20 protein-coding genes are annotated in these 22,733 nt (G+C 71.0%); 9 read left to right on the top strand and 11 right to left on the bottom strand.

The window, feature by feature from the left end; translation table 11 throughout:
* Positions 1-7 precede the first annotated feature (7 nt).
* Together ACIQFU_RS23600 and ACIQFU_RS23605 are read left to right on the top strand one after the other, a co-directional pair.
* Positions 8-1,714 carry an LCP family protein gene (locus ACIQFU_RS23600; protein WP_402554137.1) on the top strand — a complete coding sequence of 569 codons (1,707 nt, stop codon included), beginning with the start codon at positions 8-10 and terminating at the stop codon, positions 1,712-1,714.
* Between the two features lie 77 nt (positions 1,715-1,791).
* On the top strand, positions 1,792-3,504 hold the full coding sequence (locus tag ACIQFU_RS23605) for an LCP family protein (RefSeq protein ID WP_402554138.1): 1,713 nt from the start codon (positions 1,792-1,794) through the stop codon (positions 3,502-3,504).
* 6 nt (positions 3,505-3,510) lie between these two features.
* On the opposite strand, the gene ACIQFU_RS23610 is transcribed toward ACIQFU_RS23605, so the two are convergent.
* Entirely contained in the window at positions 3,511-4,566 is a 1,056-nt protein-coding gene (locus tag ACIQFU_RS23610) for a glycosyltransferase family 2 protein (RefSeq protein WP_402554139.1), read from the bottom strand.
* 287 nt (positions 4,567-4,853) lie between these two features.
* Between ACIQFU_RS23610 and ACIQFU_RS23615 the strand changes: the two genes are divergently transcribed.
* Complete coding sequence (locus tag ACIQFU_RS23615) at positions 4,854-6,230, top strand: LCP family protein (RefSeq protein ID WP_402554140.1); 1,377 nt, start codon at positions 4,854-4,856, stop codon at positions 6,228-6,230.
* A 30-nt stretch (positions 6,231-6,260) separates the two neighbouring features.
* Here ACIQFU_RS23615 and ACIQFU_RS23620 read toward each other — a convergent pair whose 3' ends face one another.
* Positions 6,261-7,538 (bottom strand): LCP family protein, encoded by a 1,278-nt coding sequence (locus tag ACIQFU_RS23620; protein WP_402554141.1) that lies wholly within the window; start codon positions 7,536-7,538, stop codon positions 6,261-6,263.
* A gap of 119 nt (positions 7,539-7,657) precedes the next feature.
* Between ACIQFU_RS23620 and ACIQFU_RS23625 the strand changes: the two genes are divergently transcribed.
* A complete protein-coding gene (locus ACIQFU_RS23625) occupies positions 7,658-8,224 on the top strand; it encodes an acyl-CoA thioesterase (protein WP_402554142.1) in 567 nt (188 codons plus the stop codon).
* Positions 8,225-8,281: 57 nt separating this feature from the next.
* Here ACIQFU_RS23625 and ACIQFU_RS23630 read toward each other — a convergent pair whose 3' ends face one another.
* Both ACIQFU_RS23630 and ACIQFU_RS23635 read right to left on the bottom strand, forming a co-directional pair.
* Entirely contained in the window at positions 8,282-9,322 is a 1,041-nt protein-coding gene (locus ACIQFU_RS23630) for a vWA domain-containing protein (protein ID WP_402554143.1), read from the bottom strand.
* 140 nt (positions 9,323-9,462) lie between these two features.
* Complete coding sequence (locus tag ACIQFU_RS23635) at positions 9,463-10,620, bottom strand: acyl-CoA dehydrogenase (protein ID WP_402554144.1); 1,158 nt, start codon at positions 10,618-10,620, stop codon at positions 9,463-9,465.
* A 181-nt stretch (positions 10,621-10,801) separates the two neighbouring features.
* On the opposite strand from ACIQFU_RS23635, the gene ACIQFU_RS23640 reads away from it, so the two are divergent.
* Positions 10,802-12,145, top strand: a complete 1,344-nt coding sequence (locus ACIQFU_RS23640; RefSeq protein WP_402554145.1) for a UDP-glucose dehydrogenase family protein — start codon at positions 10,802-10,804, stop codon at positions 12,143-12,145.
* Between the two features lie 150 nt (positions 12,146-12,295).
* On the opposite strand, the gene ACIQFU_RS23645 is transcribed toward ACIQFU_RS23640, so the two are convergent.
* Positions 12,296-12,802 carry a CGNR zinc finger domain-containing protein gene (locus tag ACIQFU_RS23645; protein WP_402554146.1) on the bottom strand — a complete coding sequence of 169 codons (507 nt, stop codon included), beginning with the start codon at positions 12,800-12,802 and terminating at the stop codon, positions 12,296-12,298.
* 113 nt (positions 12,803-12,915) lie between these two features.
* On the opposite strand from ACIQFU_RS23645, the gene ACIQFU_RS23650 reads away from it, so the two are divergent.
* On the top strand, positions 12,916-13,275 hold the full coding sequence (locus ACIQFU_RS23650; RefSeq protein ID WP_402554147.1) for a VOC family protein: 360 nt from the start codon (positions 12,916-12,918) through the stop codon (positions 13,273-13,275).
* 32 nt (positions 13,276-13,307) lie between these two features.
* Positions 13,308-13,700: a VOC family protein gene (locus ACIQFU_RS23655; RefSeq protein WP_402554148.1), complete on the top strand. Its 393-nt coding sequence runs from the start codon at positions 13,308-13,310 to the stop codon at positions 13,698-13,700.
* 12 nt (positions 13,701-13,712) lie between these two features.
* Here the strand turns inward: ACIQFU_RS23655 and ACIQFU_RS23660 are convergent, their stop codons facing one another.
* The 4 genes from ACIQFU_RS23660 to ACIQFU_RS23675 form a co-directional block, all read right to left on the bottom strand.
* The gene (locus ACIQFU_RS23660) at positions 13,713-14,843 is read right to left on the bottom strand and encodes a dipeptidase (RefSeq protein WP_402554149.1); all 1,131 of its coding nucleotides are present in this window, start codon (positions 14,841-14,843) and stop codon (positions 13,713-13,715) included.
* Between the two features lie 143 nt (positions 14,844-14,986).
* Entirely contained in the window at positions 14,987-16,165 is a 1,179-nt protein-coding gene (locus ACIQFU_RS23665) for a dipeptidase (protein WP_402554150.1), read from the bottom strand.
* A gap of 28 nt (positions 16,166-16,193) precedes the next feature.
* Positions 16,194-16,736, bottom strand: coding sequence for a 5-(carboxyamino)imidazole ribonucleotide mutase (purE, locus tag ACIQFU_RS23670; RefSeq protein WP_402554151.1), 543 nt, complete (start codon positions 16,734-16,736; stop codon positions 16,194-16,196).
* Positions 16,733-17,872 (bottom strand): 5-(carboxyamino)imidazole ribonucleotide synthase, encoded by a 1,140-nt coding sequence (locus ACIQFU_RS23675; protein ID WP_402554152.1) that lies wholly within the window; start codon positions 17,870-17,872, stop codon positions 16,733-16,735. The genes purE and ACIQFU_RS23675 overlap by 4 nt, the downstream gene beginning before the upstream one ends.
* A gap of 165 nt (positions 17,873-18,037) precedes the next feature.
* On the opposite strand from ACIQFU_RS23675, the gene ACIQFU_RS23680 reads away from it, so the two are divergent.
* On the top strand, positions 18,038-18,613 hold the full coding sequence (locus ACIQFU_RS23680; protein ID WP_402554153.1) for a GtrA family protein: 576 nt from the start codon (positions 18,038-18,040) through the stop codon (positions 18,611-18,613).
* 24 nt (positions 18,614-18,637) lie between these two features.
* Here ACIQFU_RS23680 and draK read toward each other — a convergent pair whose 3' ends face one another.
* Positions 18,638-19,915 carry a two-component system sensor histidine kinase DraK gene (gene draK, locus ACIQFU_RS23685; RefSeq protein WP_402554154.1) on the bottom strand — a complete coding sequence of 426 codons (1,278 nt, stop codon included), beginning with the start codon at positions 19,913-19,915 and terminating at the stop codon, positions 18,638-18,640.
* Between the two features lie 48 nt (positions 19,916-19,963).
* A complete protein-coding gene (locus ACIQFU_RS23690) occupies positions 19,964-20,641 on the bottom strand; it encodes a response regulator transcription factor (protein ID WP_019329973.1) in 678 nt (225 codons plus the stop codon).
* A gap of 573 nt (positions 20,642-21,214) precedes the next feature.
* On the opposite strand from ACIQFU_RS23690, the gene ACIQFU_RS23695 reads away from it, so the two are divergent.
* Positions 21,215-22,711, top strand: coding sequence for an MFS transporter (locus ACIQFU_RS23695; protein ID WP_402554155.1), 1,497 nt, complete (start codon positions 21,215-21,217; stop codon positions 22,709-22,711).
* Positions 22,712-22,733: the final 22 nt, after the last annotated feature.

Consider the following 22,733-nt stretch of genomic DNA (forward strand, 5'->3'; position numbering starts at 1 on the left):
GGAGACCGTGGACGCGCAAGGACGTGGGCGGGCAGACGACGTGGATCCCGCAGACCAGTGGGTACTGAATCCGCGCACCGGTGAATACGAACTGCGACTGTCCCCTTCCGCACCGCAGTCGTCCGTCCCCGAACCCCGCACGGAGGGGCGCCGCACGGCCGCCCCGGGCCGCGAGGTGCCGCCCCAGCGGCGGCGCCGCCCGGCGCCCGAGGAGCCGGTGCCCGGCCGGCGCGGACGGCGGCCGGAGAAGAAGAAGTCCAGGGGCAAGAGGGTGCTGCTGTGGACCGGCGGCACCATGGCCTTCGTCGTCCTCGTGGCCGGCGCGGGCGGCTACATCTACCTCAAGCACCTTGAGGGCAACGTCTCGACGACGGACGTCGGCAACGCCGGAAGCAGCAGCTTCAGCAAGGACGAGGCCTTCAACATCCTCATCATCGGCACCGACAAGCGCACCGGCGAGGGCAACGAGGGCTACGGCGACAAGGGCAGCGCGGGGCACGCGGACACCAACATCCTGCTGCACGTCGCCAAGGACCGCTCCAACGCCACCGCGCTCAGCATCCCCCGCGACCTGATCGTCGACATCCCCGACTGCGAGACGGTGCAGGAGGACAAGACGACGAAGGTCGTCCCCGGGTCCTCCGGCGTCCGCTTCAACCAGAGCCTGGGCGACCTCGGCCGGGACGCGGGCTGCACGATGCGGACGGTCACGGAGACGACCGGCATCAAGCCGGACCACTTCATGATGGCCGACTTCAACGCGGTCAAGACGCTGACCTCGGCGGTCGGTGGCGTCGACGTGTGCGTGGACCACGCCGTGGACGACCCGAAGTCCCATCTCCAGCTGCCCGCCGGCGAGTCCACCGTCGAGGGCGAGCAGGCCCTCGCCTTCGTCCGCACCCGGCACGCCTTCGGCAACGAGGGAGACCTGGACCGCATCAAGGTGCAGCAGCAGTTCCTGGGCTCGCTCATGCGCAAGATGGCCTCCGGCGACACCCTCACCAGCCCCACCAAGCTGGTGAAGCTCGCCGAGGCCGCGACCAAGGCCCTCACCGTGGACAGTGCCATCGGCAACGTGGGCACGCTCAAGGACGTCGCCCTGGAGCTGAAGAAGGTGCCGCCGAAGAACATCACGTTCGCCACCGTGCCGGTGCTCGACAACCCGGCCGAGAAGGTCAAGGCGACGGTGGTCGTGAACGAGGCGAAGGCCCCGCAGGTGTTCGAGATGATCAAGAACGACGTCTCCTTCACCGAGGTCGAGCAGAAGAAGAAGGACAAGCGGAAGAAGGAGGACGCCGCCGTCGCCGCGCGTCTGGAGGGCGCGAAGTCCGAGCCCTCCGAGATCCGCGTCCGGGTCCTCAACGGCGGCGCCGCCACCGGCAGCGCCCAGCAGGAGCTGAACTACCTCCAGACCCGGGCCGGCGTCGCGAAGTCCGAGAACGCGGGCAACGCACCCGCGGACGTCGCCAAGACCACCCTGGAGTACGCCCCCGACCAGGCCGACCAGGCCCGCGCCCTCGCCGAGATCCTCGGCCTGTCCGGCGCCGCCATGAAACCCGGCAAGAGCGTCACCAACTCCCAGGGCCTGCCCACCATGACCCTCACCCTCGGCAAGGACTTCAAGGGCGCCGGAGTGAAGCTCGACGCCGCATCCATCGAGAAGCCGGACCTGGACAACGCGTCCACGGCCGACCAGAAGTTGTGCGCCAGTTGACCTGACGGGCCTGTCGTACGTCTCACAGGGCGGCGACGGGCCCGCGCGACGGCGCGGGGGTGGGGAGGGACGCGGACATGACGCGGAGCAGTGTGCAGGGGGAGGACACGCGCGAGGGCGCGGCAGACGCCTCCGAGCGTGCGGAGGCCGTCCGCGGGGACGGCGACAACGGTGTCGACGACACCGAGGGCGAACCCGGTAACGACACCGACGGCGAACCCGGTAACGACGCCGAGGACGGCGCGGGGAACGACGAAGGGAACGGCACGGGGATCGACGGCGGGGCGCCCGCGGACCCCCGTCCGCGCCGGCGCCGCCGCGCCCTGCGCTGGACCGCGGTGCTGCTCGCCGTGGTGCTGGCCGGCACGGCCGGGGCCGGTTACCTCTACTACGAGCACCTCAACGACAACATCAAGCAGGACGCCCTGAACCTGGGGGACAACAAGGTCGCTGCTCCGACGCCGAACGCGGCCGGGCAGACCCCGCTGAACATCCTCGTCATCGGCTCGGACGCCCGGGACAGCGAGGAGAACCAGCAACTGGGCGGCGCCCGGGAGACGTTCGGCTCGACGCCGCTGGCGGACGTGCAGATGCTGGTGCACCTGTCGGCCGACCGCAGCAACATGTCGGTGGTCAGCATGCCGCGCGACACCCTGCTGGAGATACCCAAGTGCACCGACCCGGACAACGGTGAGGTCCACCCGGCGAGCGAGGGCCGGGTGATGACCAACCAGAGCCTCGGCCACGGCGGTCCGGGCTGCGCGGTGGCCACCTGGCAGGAGCTGACCGGCATACACATCGACCACTTCGTGATGGTCGACTTCGCGGGCGTGGTCTCGATGGCGGACGCCGTCGGCGGCGTCCCGGTCTGTGTGGACGCCAACATCCACTCCCGCGACGGCTCGGGCCACGGCTCCGGTCTGAGACTGGCGAAGGGCACGCACCCGGTCAGGGGTGAGCAGGCCCTGCAGTGGCTGCGCACCCGGTACGGCTTCGAGGACGGCAGCGACCTGGCGCGCGCCAAGGCCCAGCACATGTACCTGAACTCGATGGTGCGGGTGCTGCGTGAGAGTGCCACCCTGAGCAGCCCGAACAAGCTGCGCAGGCTCGCCGAGGAGGCCACCGCGGCGCTCACCGTCGACCCGGGCCTGGACTCCGTCAAGAAGCTGTACGACCTCAGCAGCGAGCTGCGCACGGTGAAGCCCGAGCGCATCACCATGACCACGATGCCCAACCGGTACGTGGGCGCCCGCGTGGAGCCGACCGAGGACGCCGAGCAGTTGTTCCGGCTGGTGCGCGAGGACATCGCGCTCGACGGCAAGGACGCGGGGAAGAAGCCCGACGCCGAGCCGGAGCCCCCGGCCGACCCGGCCGCACCCGACGACGAGCTGGCGGTCCAGGTCCGCAACGGCACCCGCACGGACGAGCTCGGCACCGCTCCCGGACGCGCGAACACGGTCGCCGGGCTCCTGGTGGAGCGGGGCTTCACCAAGGCCGTCGCGGACCCCTCGGTGCTGCCGAGCGAGGAGCGTACGGTGATCCGCTACCCGAGCGCCGACCTGGAGGGCGACGCACGGCGCGTCGCCAAGTCCCTGGGCGTCCCGGCGAGTTCGGTGAAGCGCTCGACGGACGTCTCCGGCGTCACGCTCGTCGTGGGCGCCGACTGGCGCGAGGGCACGGCGTACGAGGCGCCCGGAAGCGACGACCGGACCCCGGAGTCGGCCCAGGCCCTCAACGGCGCCGACGACAGCGCCTGCATGCACGTGAACCCGGCGTTCACCTGGTCCTGACGGACGTCAGCGCGCCCCGGCGGCGTCCGTGGCGTCCGAGTCCGGCCGGACCGCCGGGCGCCGCGAGGCGATGACCTTCCTGGCCAGCGACTTCGGGCTGGTCAGGAAGCCCCAGCCCCACGACATGTGCATGGTCGCCAGCGCCACCGGTATCTGCGCCCGCGCCTTCAGGCCGAGCCCCCTGCCCTCGGGCAGCGAGCCGGCGACGATCGCCGCGAGGTAGCCGCCGGGCACGACGAAGGCCCACGGGGTCAGCGCCGCGCCCACCACGACACCGGCCGCGATGGCGCACACGGCCGTCGGCGGGGCGAGGTAGCGCAGGTTGATGGAGCCCGAGTGGTAGCGGGCGACGACGTGCCGCCAGCGGCCGTAGTCCTTGTACTGCTTGGCCAGCGCCCGCACGGACGGCCGGGGGCGGTAGGACACCTTCAGCTCGGGCGAGAACCAGATCAGACCGCCGGCCTCGCGGATGCGGAAGTTCAGCTCCCAGTCCTGGGCGCGGACGAACTCCTCGTTGTACCCGCCCTGCCGCTCCAGCGCCTCGCGGCGGAACACGCCGAGGTAGACGGTCTCGGCGGGCGCCGCCCGGCCCCCCGTGTGGAAGGCCGCGTTGCCCACGCCGATCTTCGACGTCATCGCGGCGGCGACGGCGTCCTCCCAGGCGTTCTCGCCCTCGGCGTGCATGATGCCGCCCACGTTCTGCGCGCCGGTCTCCTCCAGGAGCCGTACGGCCGTGGAGATGTAGTTAGGCGACAGCATGCCGTGGCCGTCGACGCGGACGACGACCGGATGGCGGGAGGCCTTGATCGCGGCGTTCAGCGCGGCGGGCGTACGGCCGGTGGGATTCGGCACGGTGTGCACGCGCGGATCCTCGGCCACGAGTTCGGCGGCGATCTCTTCCGTACGGTCCGCGGAGGGACCGACGGCGATCACGATCTCCATCTCGCCCGCGTACTCCTGGGCGAGGATGGCGCGGACGGCGCCGCGCAGGTGCCGCTCCTCGTTGAGGACGGGCATGATCACGGAAACGGCGGGCAGCCGCACGTCGGACTTGGCGTTCATCGGTGCTCACGTTACCGCGAACGGGGGACACGGGTGCGCGCCGCGGGGGTCACAGCGCCGGGCAGCAGATCGTATGGGCCTACGGTGCTCACGAATCCCACGTACGGCCTCATGCTCCACGCCCAGGGGCCCGTCCCCGCGGAGGTGTCCCCTTGCCCACGCCGCCCCGCTCGTCCCGGGTCCCGGCCTCGACCGACCGGGGCGCGCCTCCGTCGCGGCGCGGCGGCCCCCGGCCGTCCCGGCGTCCGCCGAGGCCCCCCGTGCGGCGGAAGAGGCCGCGCTGGGCCATGCGGGCGGTGACCGCGCTGTCCGTCGTGGTGCTCGGCTCCGCGGGGATCGGGCACGCGGTGCTCGCCGGTCTGGACTCGGACCTCTCCCGGGTCGACGCGTTCAAGGACATGAAGAACCGTCCCAGGGCGGGCGACGGCATGAACGTCCTGATGGTCGGCACCGACGGCCGGGACCGGATCAGCAAGGAGGAGAGGCGCAAGTACAGGCTGGGCGGCGCTCCCTGCCACTGCACCGACACGATCATGATCGTGCACATCTCGGAGGACCGGGACCGTGCGAGTGTGGTCAGTCTGCCGCGCGACTCGTACGCCGAGACGCCCGGCCACACCGACCGCACCACGGGCGAGCACCACGAGGGCCACCCGCTCAAGCTGAACGCCGCCTACGCCGAGGGCGGCCCGCAGCTGACCATCCGCACGGTCGAGAACATGACCCGCGTGAAGATCGACCACTATCTGGAGGTCGACTTCACCAGCTTCATGAAGACCGTGGACGTGCTCGGCGGGGTGGAGATCTGCACCGTCCAGCCGCTCAAGGACAGCTACACCGGACTCGACCTCGCCCCGGGCACCCACACTCTGATGGGCGGGCAGGCGCTGCAGTACGTGCGCTCCCGCCACCTCGACGGCGCCTCGGACCTGAGCCGGATGAAGCGCCAGCAGCGGTTCCTGGCAGCCCTGATCGACCGGGCGACCTCCTCGGGAATCCTGCTGAACCCGCTGAAGTTCCGTGACGTCACCCGGGCTGTGCTGGGCTCGGTCCGCGCCGACCAGGGCTTCGGCACCGACGAGCTGCTGACGCTCGGGCGGGCGATGCGGAACTTCTCGCCGTCGTCCTCCGAGTTCACCACCGTGCCGATCGGGCAGATGGGCTACGCCGTCAAGGGCGTCGGGTCGACCCTGAAGTGGGACCCGGTGAAGTCGAAGAGGATCTTCGACGCCCTGCGCGAGGACGAGCCGCTGACCGCGCCGAAACCGGAGCCGAAGGGACCGGCGCCGGTGCGGGTCCCGGTGGACCCGAAGCAGATCCGCGTCCAGGTGGAGAACGGCACCCGCACGGCCGGGCTCGGCAAGCGGGTGGACGACGCGTTGGCGGCGACCGGGTTCCGCACCACCAAGGCGCCGCGGAACGCCACCGACCGGGCCGTCGGGCGGACCGTCGTCGCCTACGACCCCCGCTGGGACCAGTCGGCGAAGTCGCTGGCCGCCGCGCTGCCCGGCAGCGAGCTGAAGCCCGTCAAGGGGCAGGGGGCGACGCTGAAGGTGATCGCGGGCGGCGATTTCAAGAAGGTGGCGAAGGTGCGGCCGGCCGACCCGCCGCAGGAGTCGGGCACCGTGGTGCGGGGCGACGAGGTGGTCTGCGGCAAGGAGTGAGGCGCGCCGGCGCTCCCGGCGCGCCCCGGCTCAGTTGCCCGAGACGGTGACCTTCTCGTCGTTCTTCAGCTCCTGGACGAGCTTCTTCACCTTGGCGTCGTCCCACTTGAGGTTGGAGCCGACGCTGCCGGAGATCGGCATGTTCATCGAGGTGCCGTCGCCGCCGCTGACGCTCTTCATCGCCCAGAACATGCTCGCCAGGTCGAACAGGCCCATGTCCTTGTCGACGATGAGGGAGTCCAGGCCGGCGCCCATGGTCGGGTACAGCTTGAACGGGTTGAGGACGGTCGACGGGGTGGCCACCTGGCTCGCCAGCGCGGACAGGAACTTCTGCTGGTTCTTGGTGCGGTCCAGGTCGGATCCGGCCAGGGCGTACCGGGTGCGGACGAAGGCGAGGGCCTCCTCGCCGTTCAGGGTCTGCTTGCCCTTCTTGAGGTCGGCGCCGGACTTCTTGTCCTTGATGTCCTGCGGGATGTCGATCTCGACGCCGCCGACCGCGTCCACGATGTTCGCGAAGCCGCCGAAGCCGATCTCCACGTAGTGGTCCAGGCGCAGTCCGGTGTTGTGCTCGACGGTGCGCACCAGCAGCTCGGGGCCGTCCTCGGCGTACGCGGCGTTCAGCTTGGTGTGCCGGCCCGTGCCCGGGTACTTCTTGCCGGACTCGGAGCCGACGAAGCTCGGGATCTCCACGTCCGAGTCGCGGGGCAGGGAGATCAGCGTCGACCCGTTGTCCCCGGTGTGCAGGATCATCATGGAGTCGGTGCGCTTGCCCTCGGCGTAGCCGGTGTGCAGGTCCTTCATCTCGTCCTTGGACATGCCCTCGCGGCTGTCGGACCCGACGATCAGGTAGTTCGTGCCCTCGCCGGCCCCGGGACGCTCGATGACCTTGGACAGGTCGACGTCGCGGTTGAGCTTGGAGTCGGCCCAGAAGTAGGTGCCGACGGTGGTGACGACCAGCACGGTCACCACCGTGATCGCGGTCCACTTGATCCGGCGGCGCCAGTTCGGCGCTGGCCGGTCCCGGACCTGGCGGCCGGGGCCCCGGCCGCCGCCGCTGCCGCCGTAGACCTGGCCGGTGTTGTAGCCGCCGTCGTAGCCGTCGCCGCCGTACCCCTGGCCGTCGGTGTACGACGGCTGCTGGGGTACCCCGGCGCCGTACGGCGGGGCCGACGGGCCCGGGCCGGACGGCGCCGCGCCGCGGCGGACCTGACGCATCACGCGCGCGCTCTCGGGCCGTGCACTCGCGCTGCCGCGTCCGTATCCGCTGCCGCGGTTGTCACCGGACCATCCCTCGGGCCAATCATTCATGCGCCCAGTGTGCCGGGCCGCCCTGCGGGCGTTACAAGGTATGTCGGAAAATCAGGGCAGTGCTGTTGCGAACCCGACACAAAACCACGCCGATGTGACCCCGGCATAAGGTGGAGGGCATGACAGACCAGGCAGAACAGGCCTCGGCCGCGCAGCAGGCGCCCCCGGAGATCCCGGGCAAGCCGACCTCGGCCTCCCGCACCACCCTCAGCCACATCATGACGCACAGCGACACCAACCTTCTGGGCACGGTGCACGGCGGTGTGATCATGAAGCTCGTCGACGACGCGGCGGGCGCCGTGGCCGGACGGCACTCCGGCGGGCCCGCGGTCACCGCGTCCATGGACGAGATGGCGTTCCTCGAACCGGTCCGGGTCGGCGACCTCGTCCATGTGAAGGCCCAGGTCAACTGGACCGGCCGCAGTTCCATGGAGGTGGGCGTGCGGGTCATGGCCGAGCGCTGGAACGAGTCCACCCCGGCCACCCAGGTCGGCTCGGCCTACCTGGTCTTCGCCGCCGTCGACGCGGACGGCAAGCCCCGCACGGTGCCTCCGGTCCTGCCCGAGACGGAGAAGGACAAGCGCCGCTACCAGGAGGCCCAGATCCGCCGCACCCACCGCCTGGCCCGCCGCCGGGCGATCATGGAGCTGCGGGAGCGGCGGGTGGCGGAGGGCTACGAGGACTGACCTCCGACCGGGGCGTCAGGGGACGCCGGGGCCGGTGGAGGTGGGGACGGCAGCGCGTCAGAGCATGAGCAGGAGGCGGGTGTTCGGGACCAGCTTCCGGTTCACGCTCGTGCTCTGCACGAAGATCGTGAAGTCGTCGTTGTGGTCCGGCTTGATGCGGACCTCCACGTCCGGCAGGCCGAGCAGGGCGCGGGCCTCGGGCCCCGTGTACACCCGGTCCGTCTTCTTCTCCAGCACCGATATCCGCTTCTTCGGCTGGACCTTCTCCGACTTGCTCAGCTGGTAGAACGCGCCGCCGGTGCGGTAGGTGTGCCCGCACTCGACGACCCACTCCCGGATCGCCACGTCGCGGGTCACGTCGATGAGCCGGTACTTCGACGACTCGACCGGGGCGAGGCCGGCCGCCTTGATGGTGTCCTTGTTGACCGCGTCCGCGCCCGTGGAGAACACGGCCCGCGAGCCGCGGATGCCCTTGGTGCGGCCCACCATGAACTTCTCGGTGGCCTCCTGGATGACCTGTCCGGCCTCCTCCAGGCCCTGGGTGCTCGTGGCGTCCCAGATGGCGATGTTGTCCTTCGGGAAGCCGTACTGCATGGCCTCGCGCTTGCCCATCTGGTCGGGCACGAGGACGGCCAGCGTCCAGTTGTCCTCCTGCGTCTCGATCATCGAGGACACGGCCTGGACCAGGGCGCGCGGGTCCCTGGTGGGGGCGTCCGGACAGCGGTGGCTGACGTTCTCCTGGCCGTCGGTGAGGACGAAGGTCAGGAAGCTGTGGTCTCCGTACAGCTGGGCCGTCTGTGCCAGCTCGTGCTGCGACTTGAGCGTGGCCGCCAGCAGCGCCGTCATGCCGCCGACGCGGTACATCTGCTTCAGGGACGGCATCCGCAGCACGTCCTTGTCGTAGATGACGCACTGCACCCGGTCGGCGAAGACGTACACGGTGACGCGGGTCTCCTGGTCCAGCTCCTGCGAGCGGCGGGCCAGGTAGGCGATCTGCTGGTCGGCGACCTCGACCACCTTGTGGCTCAGGCGGGACATGGACGAACTGGCGTCCAGCACGAGAGCGACGTGGTTGATGTAGTTCTGGCGTCCGGACATGGCGGCTCCCCCTCTTACCGATTGCCGCTCGGCGGCTTCCCGACTCGATGGATCCACCGTCTCACCCACCACTGACAACCGGTCACGACGAGCGAGGGGCGCCCGGCCGGCGGACGCCCCTCGCTCGAAAACACCGACCGCTACGGCAGGTTGCGCGCCATCACGATGCGCTGGACCTGGTTGGTGCCCTCGTAGATCTGCGTGATCTTGGCGTCGCGCATCATGCGCTCCACCGGGTAGTCACGGGTGTAGCCGTAGCCACCGAGCAGCTGGACGGCGTCCGTGGTGACCTCCATGGCCACGTCGGAGGCGAAGCACTTGGCGGCGGCGCCCTGGAAGGTCAGGTCGCTGTCACCCCGCTCCGACTTGGCGGCGGCGGTGTAGGTGAGCTGGCGGGCGGCCTCGATCTTCATGGCCATGTCGGCGAGCATGAACTGGATGCCCTGGAAGTCGGCGATCGGCTTGCCGAACTGCTTGCGCTCCTGGACGTAGCCCTTGGCGTAGTCGAGGGCGCCCTGGGCGATGCCGAGGGCCTGGGCGGCGATGGTGATGCGGGTGTGGTCCAGCGTCTTCATCGCGGTGGCGAAGCCGGTGCCCTCCGCGCCGATCATGCGGTCGGCGGGGATGCGGACGTTGTCGAGGTAGACCTCGCGGGTCGGGGAGCCCTTGATGCCGAGCTTCTTCTCCGGGGCGCCGAAGGAGACGCCCTCGTCGGACTTCTCGACGACGAAGGCCGAGATGCCCTTGGAGCGCTTGGTGGGGTCGGTGACGGCCATCACCGTGTAGTACTCGCTGACGCCGGCGTTGGTGATCCAGCGCTTGACGCCGTTGAGCACCCAGAAGTCGCCGTCGCGGACGGCCTTGGTCTTCATGCCGGCCGCGTCCGAGCCCGCGTCGGGCTCGGAGAGGCAGTAGGAGAACATGCCGTCGCCCTTGGCGAGCGGGGTCATGTACTTCTTCTTCAGCTCCTCGGAGCCGGAGAGGATCACCGGCAGCGAGCCGAGCTTGTTGACCGCCGGGATGAGGGAGGAGCTGGCGCAGGCGCGGGCGACCTCCTCGATGACGATCACCGTGGCGAGCGCGTCGGCGCCCGCGCCGCCGTACTCCTCGGGGACGTGCACCGCGTGCAGGTCGTTCGCGGTGAGGGCGTCCAGTGCCTCCTGCGGGAAGCGGGCCTCCTCGTCCACCGCCGCGGCGTACGGCGCGATCTTCGCCTCGGCCAGCGAGCGGACGGCGTCGCGGAGCATGTCGTGCTCCTCCGACGGGCGGTACAGGTCGAAGTCAGCCGATCCGGCCAAGGTGTCTCACGCTCCAAAACGCTGTGATGCTGGGCACGCTAACTACCGTTAAGTAACCCAAATTTTAGAGCCCCGTCCGCGTCCGTGGATAGGTGAGCTTGACGACAGCCGACCGAAAGGCTTTTCCCGCGTCCCCGATATGCTCGGGCGCGCACCCATGCCGTACACCTCTGGAGCACCCATGGCCCTGAAGATCACCGTGATCGGTACCGGTTATCTCGGCGCGACCCACGCGGCGGCCATGGCCGAGCTCGGTTTCGAGGTGCTGGGTCTCGACGTGCTGCCCGAGAAGATCGAGACGCTCCAGCGGGGCGAGGTCCCGATGTACGAGCCGGGTCTTCAGGAGCTGCTGCGCAAGCACGTCGCCGGGATCGAGGGTGCCAGCGGGCGACTGCGCTTCACCACCGACTTCGCCGAGGTCGCGGCCTTCGGCGACGTGCACTTCCTGTGCGTGAACACCCCGCAGAAGCACGGCGAGTACGCCTGCGACATGTCGTACGTCGACTCCGCGCTGGCCTCGCTGGCACCGCATCTGACCGGCCCCGCGCTGGTCGTCGGCAAGTCGACGGTGCCGGTGGGCTCCGCCGACCGGCTGGCCGCCTACCTGGCCGAGCACGCGCCGGCCGGCCACGAGGCCGAGCTGGCCTGGAACCCGGAGTTCCTTCGCGAGGGCTTCGCCGTCGAGGACACGCTGCACCCCGACCGGCTCGTGGTCGGCGTGCGCAGCGAGCGGGCCGAGAAGCTGCTGCGCGAGGTGTACGCGACGCCGATCGAGGAGGGCTCGCCGTTCGTCGTCACGGACTTCCCGACCGCCGAGCTGGTGAAGACCTCGGCGAACTCCTTCCTCGCCACCAAGATCTCGTTCATCAACGCGATGGCGGAGGTCTGCGAGGCTGCCGACGGCGACGTCGCCAAGCTGGCGGAGGCGATCGGGTACGACGACCGGATCGGCCGGAAGTTCCTGCGGGCCGGGATCGGCTTCGGCGGCGGCTGTCTGCCGAAGGACATCCGCGCCTTCATGGCGCGCGCCGGTGAGCTGGGCGCCGACCAGGCGCTGACCTTCCTGCGCGAGATCGACTCGATCAACATGCGCCAGCGCGGCCAGATGGTGGAGCTGACCCGGCAGGCGCTGGGCGGCGGCCCGTTCCTGGGCAAGCGGATCGCGGTGCTGGGCGCCACCTTCAAGCCCGACTCGGACGACGTACGGGACTCCCCCGCGCTGAACGTCGCCGGGCAGGTCCACCTCCAGGGCGCCCAGGTGACGGTGTACGACCCCAAGGGCATGGACAACGCCCGGCGGCTCTTCCCGACCCTCGGGTACGCCGACTCGGCGCTGGAGGCGGTGCGGGGCGCGGACGTCGTGCTGCATCTCACCGAGTGGCGGGAGTTCCGCGAGCTGGACCCGGAGGTGCTGGGCGAGGCGGCGGCGGCCCGGGTGATCCTGGACGGGCGCAACGCCCTGGACCCGGCGCTGTGGCGGAAGGCCGGCTGGACGTACCGGGCGATGGGCCGCCCCACCGCCTGACGGTGACGTGCGACGGACGCCGGTTCGGCCGAGGCTCAGTCGGCCGAACCGGCGTCCGTCGCATTGTGCCGCAGGGCGCGGCCGGGCGGCCGGTGAAGCGGGCGGTGTTTACGAGTCCTTGGCCCGCGTCCACACCGCGTCGGCCCGCGTTCACGACTCCTTGGCCCGGTACCGGCGCATCTTGGCGCGGGCCCCGCACACGCTCATCGAGCACCAGCGGCCGCGTCCGGCCGGGCTGCGGTCGTAGTACGCCCAGTGGCAGTCGGCGGCCTCGCAGGCCTTGAGCCGGCTCCAGGTGCCGGCGACCAGCGCCTCGGCGACGGCGGCGGCGACGCGGGCGGTCAGGGACTCCCCTCCGGTCGGGGCGAGGGCGGCGGAGCCGTCGGCCGGGTCGACGGCCACGACCAGCGGGGCGGCGGCCAGCAGCTCGCCCAGCGGGGTCACCGTGCGGTGCGGCGGGTGACCCGCGTGAGCGAGCAGGACCGCGCGCAGGGACTCGCGCAGCTCACGGGCCGCGGGGACGTCGTCCTCCGCCAGAGCGAGCCGCGCCCGGCCCTCCTCCGTGTCCAGCGAGTCGGCGCCCGTCTCGAGGTCCAGCGTGTTCACCAGGGTCTCGACCAGGTCCAGGCCGCCCGGTGCGGGCGATCTCTCACTCATGCTTGCGACGTTACCGCCAATGGGGCAGCATGCAGTAACCGTTACCGGTTACCCGCACCTTGCAGGTAACACGGACCGCGTACTTCAAGACCGCGTGCTTCAAGGAGGAAGTCATGGCTGTCGCCGAACTGGGCCCCGTCGTCCTGGACTGTCCCGAGCCCCGCGCACTCGCCCGCTTCTACGCCGGCGTGCTCGGCGGCACCGTCGAGGGCGAGGACGACTGGGTCGACCTGAGGCTGCCGGACGGACGGGCGCTGGCGTTCCAGGCCGCCCCCGGGTTCGTACCGCCGAAGTGGCCGGCGCCCGACGACTCGCAGCAGTTCCACCTCGACCTCACCGTCACGGACCTGGACGCGGCCGAGAAGGCGGTGCTGGAGCTGGGCGCGAGGCCGCTGGACGCCAAGGACCGCACCCGCACCTTCCGGGTTTACGCCGACCCGGCCGGGCACCCGTTCTGCCTCTGCGCCTGCTGAGCGCGGATCCGCAGCTCCCGGGAGGTACCCGCATGACACTCGCGGCACGTTTCCGCTCCGTCGTCGTCGACTGTCCCGAGCCCCGTGAACTGGCCCGCTTCTACGCGGCGGTCGGCGGCGGCACGCCCGACGAGGCGGACCCGGACTGGGTGGTCCTCCAGGTGCCCGGCGGCCCGCGCCTGTCCTTCCAGCGGGCACCGGACCTGACCCCGCCCGAGTGGCCGCGCTCCGACCGCAACGCCCAGCAGTTCCACCTCGACTTCGAGGGCAGGGCGACCTGGGCGGAGATGGACGCGGCGCACGAGCGGGTGCTCGCGCTGGGTGCCCGGCCGCTGGATCTGGAGGACCGGGAGAAGAAGGACTTCATGGTGTACGCCGATCCGGCGGGGCATCCCTTCTGCCTCTGCCGGATCGAGCACACGTGACGCTCGCGCGGACTATCCGTCCAGGTCGGCGATCGTCGCCGTGGACGGCTCGCGGCGCAGCTGGGCCGCCTTCGCGGTGAAGGCGGCGGCGCGCAGCACGCGCTGGACGTTCCCCCAGGTCAGCAGGGCCACGTCCGCCTCGTCCCAGCCGCGGCGGAGCAGTTCGGCGACGAGCCGCGGGTAGCAGGAGGGGTCGCCCAGCTCCAGGGGGTGGGCGGCGCCGGTGTCGTAGGTGCCGGACAGGCCGACGCTCCGCGCTCCGGCCACCGTGCGGACGTGGTCGAGGTGGTCGGCGACGTCCCGGACGGTCGGGCCGGTCTGCTCGGCGGTCAGCGGCACCATGCACAGGCCGCCGGACGCGCCCAGCTCCACCAGCAGGTCGTCGGGGAGGTTGGCGGGGTGCGGGCGCAGCGCGCGGGCGGCGGAGCGGGTGCACAGCGCCGGCGCCTTGGACACCGCGAAGGTACGGCGGACGGTCTCGGCCGAGGCACCGGAGAGGTCGACGACCACACCTAGGCGGTTCATCTCGCGGACGACCTCCTCGCCGAACCGGGTCAGCCCAGCCTCGCCCGCCCAGCTCACCCCGGACAGCGTCAGCGCGCGCAGCCCCAGGGCGTGCAGGGAGCGCAGGATGCCGAGACGGTCGCCGATCGCGACGGCGCCCGCCGGACCGGGCAGCACGGCGACCCGGCCGCAGTTGCGGGCGTCGATGGCCTGCCCCGCGTCGTAGGCGAGGCGCAGGCCCTCCGGGTGGGCCCGCACGACCGTCTTGACCAGGTCCAGCTGCTCCAGCGTGGCGCCGACCGCGCGGTCCCCGTCGACGGACTCGGGCAGGTGCAGTGACCACAGCAGAGCCCCCACGTGACCCTCGCGCAGCCGCGGCACGTCGGTGTCGACGGCGCTCTCGCCCAGCTCCAGGTCGTACCAGGGCAGGTGCCTGAGTGCCCAGGGCAGCCCGTTGCAGCCGTCGGCGACGGGATGGGCGGCCAGCACGGCGCGTGCCCGGGTCAGCGGCTCGTCGTCGGGGTCGGACACGGGCGCGTAGGGCTCCGGCGGAAAGGCCTCCGCGGCGAGCGGCACGGGCAGGTCGTCGAGCCCACCGGCCTCGGTACCGGTGTGCAGGTCGTCCTGGAGGTCAGCCATGGCGGTGCTCCGTACGGTCGTCGTGAGATACGGCCACCGTCGCACGGAGCGGTAAGGGCTTCCTGGTGGGTGGGGCGTTCGGGGGTACCGGCGCCCCACCCCTCGGAACACGGGGCGGCCGGGCCGCCCCGCTGCTCGACGGCTCAGCCGTCCAGCTGCTCGATGGTCGCGTTGGACGGCCCGCGCGTCGCCCGGATCCCCCGGGCCACGTCCTCGGCGGCGTCGAGGACGCGGACCGCGTTCTTCCAGGTGAGCTTGGACAGGTCGGCCCGGGACCAGCCGCGGTCGAGCAGCTCGGCGATCAGGTTGGGGTAGCCGGAGACGTCGCCGAGGCCGTCCGGGGTGAAGGGCGTGCCGTCGTAGTCGCCGCCGATGCCGAGGTGGTCGACGCCGGCGGCCTCGCGCATGTGGTCGAGGTGGTCGGCGACCGTGGAGACGGTGGCGACGGGGCGCGGGACGCGCTCCTCGAAGGCGGCGTGGACCTTCATCGCCTCGGGGCTGGAGTCGAGGTGGTGGAAGCCGTGCGCGCGCATGTTCTCGTCGGCCTCGGCCGTCCAGTCCACGGCGGCCTGGAGCACGAACTTCGGCACGAACGTCACCATCGCCACGCCGCCGTTGGCCGGCAGCCGCTCCAGGACGTCGTCCGGGATGTTGCGCGGGTGGTCGCACACCGCGCGGGAGGACGAGTGCGAGAAGATCACCGGCGCGGTGGAGGTGTCCAGCGCGTCGCGCATCGTCGTCGCCGCGACGTGCGAGAGGTCGACCAGCATGCCCTCGCGGTTCATCTCGCGCACGACCTCGCGGCCGAAGGCCGACAGGCCCCCGACGCCGGGCTCGTCGGTCGCTGAGTCGGCCCATGCGACGTTGTCGTTGTGGGTGAGCGTCATGTAGCGCACGCCGAGCGCGTACAGGCCGCGCAGGGTCGCCAGCGAGTCGTCGATGGAGTGGCCGCCCTCGGCGCCCATCAGGGAGGCGATACGGCCCTCGGCGCGGGCCGCCTCCATGTCGGCGGCGGTCAGCGCGGCCCGCAGCTCGCCGGGGTGGCGGTCGATCAGCTGCCGTACGCAGTCGATCTGCTCCAGCGTGGCCGTCACCGCGCCCGGCAGGTCGGAGCGGACGTACACCGACCAGTACTGCGCGCCGACACCGCCGGCCCGCAGCCGGGCCAGGTCGGTGTGCAGGTGGGCGGACTGGTCGGCGGCGATGTCACGGGCGTCGAGGTCGTAGCGGACCTGCTCGCGCAGCGCCCAGGGCAGGTCGTTGTGCCCGTCGACGACGGGGAACTCGCGCAGCAGCTCCCGGGCCTGGTCCAGCGATGTCATCCGCGTCCCTTCCGTCACTTTCCGTCGGTCACTTTCCGAAGCCGAAGCCGGCCGTCGAGCTCGCGACCTTGTTGCGCAGTCGCTTGCCCTTCTCGGTGGCCTGGTCGTTCAGGTCCTGCTGGAACTCGCGCATCCGGCCGAGCAGTTCCTCGTCGTGGGCGGCGAGGATGCGGGCGGCCAGCAGACCGGCGTTGCGGGCGCCGCCGACGGAGACGGTGGCGACGGGGACGCCGGCCGGCATCTGCACGATGGACAGGAGGCTGTCCATGCCGTCCAGGTACTTCAGCGGCACCGGTACGCCGATCACCGGCAGCGGGGTGACGGAGGCGAGCATGCCGGGCAGGTGGGCGGCTCCCCCGGCCCCGGCGACGATCGCCTTCAGGCCGCGTCCGCCGGCCTGCTCGCCGTACGCGATCATCTCGTGCGGCATGCGGTGCGCGGAGACGACGTCGACCTCGTAGGGGATCTCGAACTCGTCGAGGGCCTTGGCGGCGGCCTCCATGACGGGCCAGTCGGAGTCCGACCCCATGACGATGCCTACGACCGGGCTCGCCGGGCTGGCCTGGCTCATTCGGTGATCGTCCCTCTCAGGTAGCCGGCAGCGTGACGGGCGCGCTCCAGCACGTCGTCCAGGTCGTCGCCGTAGGTGTTGACGTGGCCCACCTTGCGGCCGGGCTTCACGTCCTTGCCGTACATGTGGATCTTGAGCTGGGGGTCGCGGGCCATGCAGTGCAGGTACGCGGAGTACATGTCCGGGTAGTCGCCGCCCAGGACGTTGACCATCACGGTCCACTCGGCGCGCGGGCGCGGGTCGCCGAGGGGGAGGTCGAGGACCGCGCGGACGTGGTTGGCGAACTGCGAGGTGATCGCGCCGTCCATCGTCCAGTGGCCGGAGTTGTGCGGGCGCATCGCGAGTTCGTTGACGAGGACGCGGCCGTCGCGGGTCTGGAACAGCTCGACGGCGAGGTGGCCGACGACGCCCAGTTCCTTGGCGATGCCGAGCGCCATCTCCTCGGCGCGCAGGGCCAGCGCCTCGTCGAGGCCGGGCGCCGGGGCGATCACCGTGTCGCAGACGCCGCCGACCTGCCGGGACTCGACGACGGGGTAGGCGACCGCCTGGCCGTGCGGGGAGCGGACCACGTTGGCGGCCAGCTCGCGGACGAAGTCGACCTTCTCCTCCGCCAGCACGGGCACTCCCGCGCGGAAGGGCTCGGCGGCCTCCTCCACGGAGTCCACCACCCACACGCCCTTGCCGTCGTACCCGCCGCGGACCGTCTTGAGGACGACGGGGAATCCGTCGCCCTCCGCCGCGAAGGCGGCCACGTCGGCCGGATCGCTCACGATCCGGTGCCGCGGGCAGGGCACGCCGATCGCGTCGAGCTTCGCGCGCATCACGCCCTTGTCCTGGGCGTGCACGAGCGCCTCGGGGCCGGGGCGCACGGGGATGCCGTCCGCCTCCAGGGCCTTGAGGTGCTCGGTCGGCACGTGTTCGTGATCGAAGGTGATCACGTCACAGCCGCGCGCGAACTCGCGAAGCGTGTCCAGATCGCGATAGTCGCCGACGACGACTTCGTTCACGACCTGCGCCGCAGAGTCCTGGGGAGTGTCACTGAGAAGCTTGAACCTGATGCCCAACGGGATGCCCGCCTCGTGTGTCATACGAGCGAGCTGGCCACCGCCGACCATGCCGACTACCGGGAACGTCACACCCCTAGCGTATCGGCCGCGCGGAGCCCACCTGTTTACCGGCCGTTTCCCGCCGGTCCCGACGCCCGTTCCGGCCCTCGCGGGTCCGTCCGCAGGAAGATCGCGCGTCCGGGTGGTTAGCATGAACGGATTGACGCCAACCGATGGACGGGGGCCTGCACGACCATGGGACATGGTTCCTCGGGTGCTCAGACGGCTCCCTCCGCGCCCGACGCGCCGCGCGACGGGATGCGCCGGCGGATCGACCGGCTCGTGCGCGAGGTCGTGAAGTTCGGCGCCGTGGGCGGCGCGGGGGTGCTGGTCAACCTCCTCGTCTTCAACTTCGTGCGGCACACGACCGACCTCCAGGTGGTGCGGGCCAGCATCATCGCCACGGTCGTCGCGATCGCCTTCAACTACGTGGGCTTCCGGTACTTCACCTACCGCGACCGCGACAAGAGCGGCCGGACGCGTGAGATGACGCTGTTCCTGCTGTTCAGCGCGATCGGGCTGGTGATCGAGAACGGCGTGCTCTACACGGCGACGTACGGGTTCGGCTGGGACAGCCCGCTGCAGAGCAACATCTTCAAGTTCCTCGGCATCGGACTCGGCACGCTGTTCCGCTTCTGGTCGTACCGCAGCTGGGTCTTCCGGGCCATTCCCGCCCGCGAACCGGCCGCGACGCGGGCCGAGACCTTCCTGGAGCACGAGCACCCGGCCGCGCTCCCCCACCCGGACGGCGCCCCCGCCGGCCACCGCTGACCGGCTCCTCCCGCTCCGGCGCTCTCAGCGCACCGTCTGGCCGCCGCCGTCCCCCGAGGGCTTCTTCGGCGGCGGCGTACGGGACAGGAACAGCCCGAAGACCGGCGGGCGCCCCTGGAGCAGCTCCAGCCGTCCGCCGTCCGCCTCGGCCAGGTCACGGGCGACGGCGAGGCCGATGCCCGTGGAGTTGCGTCCGCTGATCGCCCGCTCGAAGATCCGCGCCCCCAGGTCGCCCGGGACGCCGGGACCCTCGTCGGTGACCTCGACCACGGCCTGGTTGCCGGTCACCCGGGTGCGCAGGGCGACCGTGCCGCCGCCGTGCATCAGGGAGTTCTCGATCAGCGCCGCCAGCACCTGCGCCACGGCGCCCGGCGTGCCCACCGCCGTCAGGTGGCGTTTGCCGGAGCTGACGATGGCCCGCCCCTCGCTGCGGTAGGCGGGGCGCCACTCGGCGATCTGCTGCTGGATGACGTCGTCCAGCTCGAAGGTGACGGCGGAGCCGCTGCGCGGGTCGCGGGAGTTGGTCAGCAGCCGGTCCACGACGTCCGTCAGCCGCTCCACCTGCGACAGCGCGATCGTCGCCTCCTCCTTCACCGTCTCCGGTTCGTCGGTGAGGGTGATCTCCTCCAGCCGCATGGACAGCGCGGTCAGCGGCGTACGGAGCTGGTGGGAGGCGTCGGCGGCCAGACGGCGCTCGGCGGTGAGCATCCGGGCGATCCGCTCGGCGGAGGAGTCCAGGACGTCCGCGACCCGGTCCAGCTCGGGGACGCCGTACCGCTTGTGCCGGGGGCGCGGGTCGCCGGAGCCGAGGCGTTCGGCGGTCTCGGCGAGGTCGGTGAGCGGGGAGGCGAGGCGGTTGGCCTGCCGGATCGCCAGCAGCACGGCGGCGATCACCGCGAGCAGCGCCACCAGGCCGATGATCAGCAGGGTCCGCCCGACTTCCCGGGTCACCGAGGAGCTGGGTTCCTCGACGAGGACCGCCTCGCCCTCCTCGCCGGTGGCCCGGCCCTGCAGCACGTCACCGGACGGCTTGCTGCCGACCTCGACGACGGGCTCGCCGGGGATGCGGATCACGGCGTACCGGGCGTCGCGGATCTGCTCCCGCAGGAACGTCTCGTCGACGGAGCCGGTGCCGATCAGCCGGCTGTCGACGATGCTGGCCAGCCGCACCGCCTCCAGGTCGACCCGCTCCTGGGCGGTGCTGCTGATGGTCCGGGCCTCGACGATGACGAGGGAGACGCCGAAGACGGCGATCACGACGAGCACCACGGCCAGCGTGGACTGGATCAGTCGACGGCGCATGTCCTCTTACCCGGAAGGCCCCTCGGGGCTCGCTCGGTTCTTCTCGGCTCAGTTCTTCTCGAAACGGAAGCCCACGCCGCGCACGGTGGCGATGTAGCGGGGGTTTGCCGCGTCGTCGCCCAGCTTCTTGCGCAGCCAGGAGATGTGCATGTCGAGGGTCTTGGTCGAGGACCACCAGGTGGTGTCCCAGACCTCGCGCATCAGCTGGTCGCGGGTGACGACCCGGCCGGCGTCGCGCACGAGCACCCGCAGCAGGTCGAACTCCTTCGCGGTGAGCTGGAGCTCCTCCTCGCCCATCCAGGCCCGGTGCGACTCCACGTCGATGCGCACGCCGTGGGTGGCGGGCGGCTGCGGGGGCTCGACCGCACCGCGCCGCAGCAGGGCCCGGACCCGGGCGAGCAGCTCGGCGAGGCGGAAGGGCTTGGTGACGTAGTCGTCGGCGCCCGCGTCCAGGCCTACGACGGTGTCCACCTCGTCGGCGCGCGCGGTCAGGATCAGGATCGGCACGGCATGGCCCTCGGACCGCAGCCGGCGGGCGACCTCGAGACCGTCCATGTCCGGCAGGCCGAGGTCCAGCACGACCAGGTCGATGCCGCCCTGCAGCCCCGCGTCGAGTGCGGTGGGTCCGTCCTCACGCACCTCGACCTCGTACCCTTCCCTGCGCAGAGCGCGGGCCAGGGGCTCCGAGATGGACGCGTCGTCCTCGGCGAGCAGTACACGGGTCATGAGCTGATGGTAGACCGCTCGGAGCAACGCCCGGGGCAAGATCGACCCGAGGGCCGCCGGCCCGCGGGCCACCTGTGAACCGCCTGTGGACTACTTACGGACAAGCCGGGCGGCCGCCGGACGCCGGCCGTGCGACCCGCTTCGCCGACCCCGCGTCCGAACCTGCGCCTGTGGGGTGCCATCCTGTAGAAAACCTTCGAAAGATCGTTCGCGGTTCCACAATCACCTGTGATCCGCGTCTCAAGTCCTTCCATACCGGACGGTGTCCTGCCGTATGGTGAATCAGCGCCTGTAGCACCCAGAGGACCTTTGGCGACAGTTTCGACGCTGAAGGTCTCTTTTGTGTGCGGGCCGGCCCCCACGGCCGGCCTTGAAAGGAATGACCTGTGGCCGGGCCTCACCGCGTGCAGTGACGCGCGCAGAGGCGTGGATCCCGGTGGCCGCCGCCCACCGCTTCGCAATCCGGAGCGGATCCCTCAGGCGTGGGACGGGCGGGGAAGGCCGCCGGTGCCGGCCGCCCCCCACCGGGCGCGCATCGCCTCATGAGCGCGTCCCGACCAGCAAGGATCGACCATGGCGTCCAGCCTGACGAAGGACTCGGTCACTCCGGGCACCCCCGGCTCCGAGAAGACCTTCTTCGGCCACCCCCGCGGACTGGCCACACTCTTCATGACCGAGATGTGGGAGAGGTTCTCCTACTACGGCATGAGGGCTCTGCTCCCGCTGTACCTCGTCGCCCCGGGTGGCCTCGGCCTCAGCGCCGGCACCGCGACCGCGATCTACTCGGTGTACCTCTCGCTGGTGTACCTGCTCACGATGCCGGGCGGCTGGTTCGGCGACCGCGTGTGGGGGCCCCGCAAGACCGTCGCCATCGCCGGCGGCGTCATCATGCTCGGCCACCTCACGCTGGCGCTGCCGTCCTCCGGCACGTTCTACGCGGGCCTCGGTCTGGTCGCCATCGGTTCGGGTCTGCTGAAGGCCAACATCTCCACGATGGTCGGCCAGCTCTACGACGGTCCCGACGACCCGCGCCGCGACGGCGGCTTCACCGTCTTCTACATGGGCATCAACCTCGGTGCCTTCGCGGCGCCGCTGACCATCGGCACCATCGGTGAGAGCGTCAACTGGCACCTCGGCTTCGCGCTCGCCGCGGTCGGCATGGGCCTGGGCGTGCTCCAGTTCCTGATCGGCAGCCGCCACCTGGCCCCGCACTCCAGCGTGGTCCCGAAGCCGCTGTCCGTCGAGGAGAAGACCTCGACGCTGCGCAAGGCCGCGTTCTGGGCCGCGCTGGCCGTCGTCTTCTACGCGATCGTCGGCTTCTCCGGCCACTACACGCTGAACTGGATCCTGGTCCCGCTGACCCTGCTCGGCGTGATCATCCCGGTGCTGGTGCTGACCAACATCAAGCGCGACAAGTCCCTGGACCGCGCGGAGCAGTCCAAGATGTCGGCGTACATCTGGTTCTTCGTCGCCGCGGCCGTGTTCTGGATGATCTACGACCAGGGTGGCTCGACCCTGTCACTGTTCGCCGACTCCTCGGCCAACAACAGTGTCTTCGGCTGGAACTTCCCGGTCTCCTGGTACCAGTCGGTCAACCCGGTCATCATCATGGCCCTCGCCCCGGTCTTCGCCACGCTGTGGCTGGCGCTCGCCCGCCGCGGCAAGGAGCCGAGCACGGTCGTCAAGTTCTGCGGCGGTCTGGTCCTGGTCGGCGCGTCCTTCTTCCTCTTCCTGGCCCCGCTGGGCATCGCGGAGGGCGGCCACAAGGCGGCTGCCATGTGGCTGGTGGCGATCTACTTCGTCCAGACCTGCGGTGAGCTGATGCTCTCCCCGGTCGGCCTGTCGGTGACGACGAAGATGGCGCCGGTGAAGTACGCCTCGCAGATGATGGGCGTGTGGTTCCTGGCCGTCACCGCCGGTGACGCCACGACCGGCCTGCTCTCCATCGCCGGCGTCGACCTCAACAAGACGGGCATCGTCGCCGCGGAGGCGACTCTCGCGGTGGTCGCGGGCATCGCGATCTGGATGTACCGCAAGCGCGTCAAGGAACTCATGGGAGACGTCCGCTGAGCCCTGCGGGCAGCTGTCTTCT

It is taken from the genome of Streptomyces sp. NPDC093065, from assembly GCF_044754585.1.
Taxonomy (GTDB): Bacteria; Actinomycetota; Actinomycetes; order Streptomycetales; family Streptomycetaceae; genus Streptomyces.

What these genes read in the sequence shown, in the direction of transcription:
- draK (WP_402554154.1), bottom strand. Translation starts at nt 19,915, where the DNA reads ATGCGCCGTCGACTGATCCAGTCCACGCTGGCCGTGGTGCTCGTCGTG.
- ACIQFU_RS23665 (WP_402554150.1), bottom strand. Translation starts at nt 16,165, where the DNA reads ATGACATCGCTGGACCAGGCCCGGGAGCTGCTGCGCGAGTTCCCCGTC.
- ACIQFU_RS23650 (WP_402554147.1), top strand. Translation starts at nt 12,916, where the DNA reads ATGGCTGTCGCCGAACTGGGCCCCGTCGTCCTGGACTGTCCCGAGCCC.
- ACIQFU_RS23610 (WP_402554139.1), bottom strand. Translation starts at nt 4,566, where the DNA reads ATGAACGCCAAGTCCGACGTGCGGCTGCCCGCCGTTTCCGTGATCATG.
- ACIQFU_RS23630 (WP_402554143.1), bottom strand. Translation starts at nt 9,322, where the DNA reads ATGTCCGGACGCCAGAACTACATCAACCACGTCGCTCTCGTGCTGGAC.
- ACIQFU_RS23690 (WP_019329973.1), bottom strand. Translation starts at nt 20,641, where the DNA reads ATGACCCGTGTACTGCTCGCCGAGGACGACGCGTCCATCTCGGAGCCC.
- ACIQFU_RS23620 (WP_402554141.1), bottom strand. Translation starts at nt 7,538, where the DNA reads ATGAATGATTGGCCCGAGGGATGGTCCGGTGACAACCGCGGCAGCGGA.
- ACIQFU_RS23640 (WP_402554145.1), top strand. Translation starts at nt 10,802, where the DNA reads ATGGCCCTGAAGATCACCGTGATCGGTACCGGTTATCTCGGCGCGACC.
- purE (WP_402554151.1), bottom strand. Translation starts at nt 16,736, where the DNA reads ATGAGCCAGGCCAGCCCGGCGAGCCCGGTCGTAGGCATCGTCATGGGG.
- ACIQFU_RS23615 (WP_402554140.1), top strand. Translation starts at nt 4,854, where the DNA reads ATGCGGGCGGTGACCGCGCTGTCCGTCGTGGTGCTCGGCTCCGCGGGG.
- ACIQFU_RS23625 (WP_402554142.1), top strand. Translation starts at nt 7,658, where the DNA reads ATGACAGACCAGGCAGAACAGGCCTCGGCCGCGCAGCAGGCGCCCCCG.
- ACIQFU_RS23680 (WP_402554153.1), top strand. Translation starts at nt 18,038, where the DNA reads ATGGGACATGGTTCCTCGGGTGCTCAGACGGCTCCCTCCGCGCCCGAC.
- ACIQFU_RS23655 (WP_402554148.1), top strand. Translation starts at nt 13,308, where the DNA reads ATGACACTCGCGGCACGTTTCCGCTCCGTCGTCGTCGACTGTCCCGAG.
- ACIQFU_RS23645 (WP_402554146.1), bottom strand. Translation starts at nt 12,802, where the DNA reads ATGAGTGAGAGATCGCCCGCACCGGGCGGCCTGGACCTGGTCGAGACC.
- ACIQFU_RS23605 (WP_402554138.1), top strand. Translation starts at nt 1,792, where the DNA reads ATGACGCGGAGCAGTGTGCAGGGGGAGGACACGCGCGAGGGCGCGGCA.
- ACIQFU_RS23660 (WP_402554149.1), bottom strand. Translation starts at nt 14,843, where the DNA reads ATGGCTGACCTCCAGGACGACCTGCACACCGGTACCGAGGCCGGTGGG.
- ACIQFU_RS23695 (WP_402554155.1), top strand. Translation starts at nt 21,215, where the DNA reads ATGGCGTCCAGCCTGACGAAGGACTCGGTCACTCCGGGCACCCCCGGC.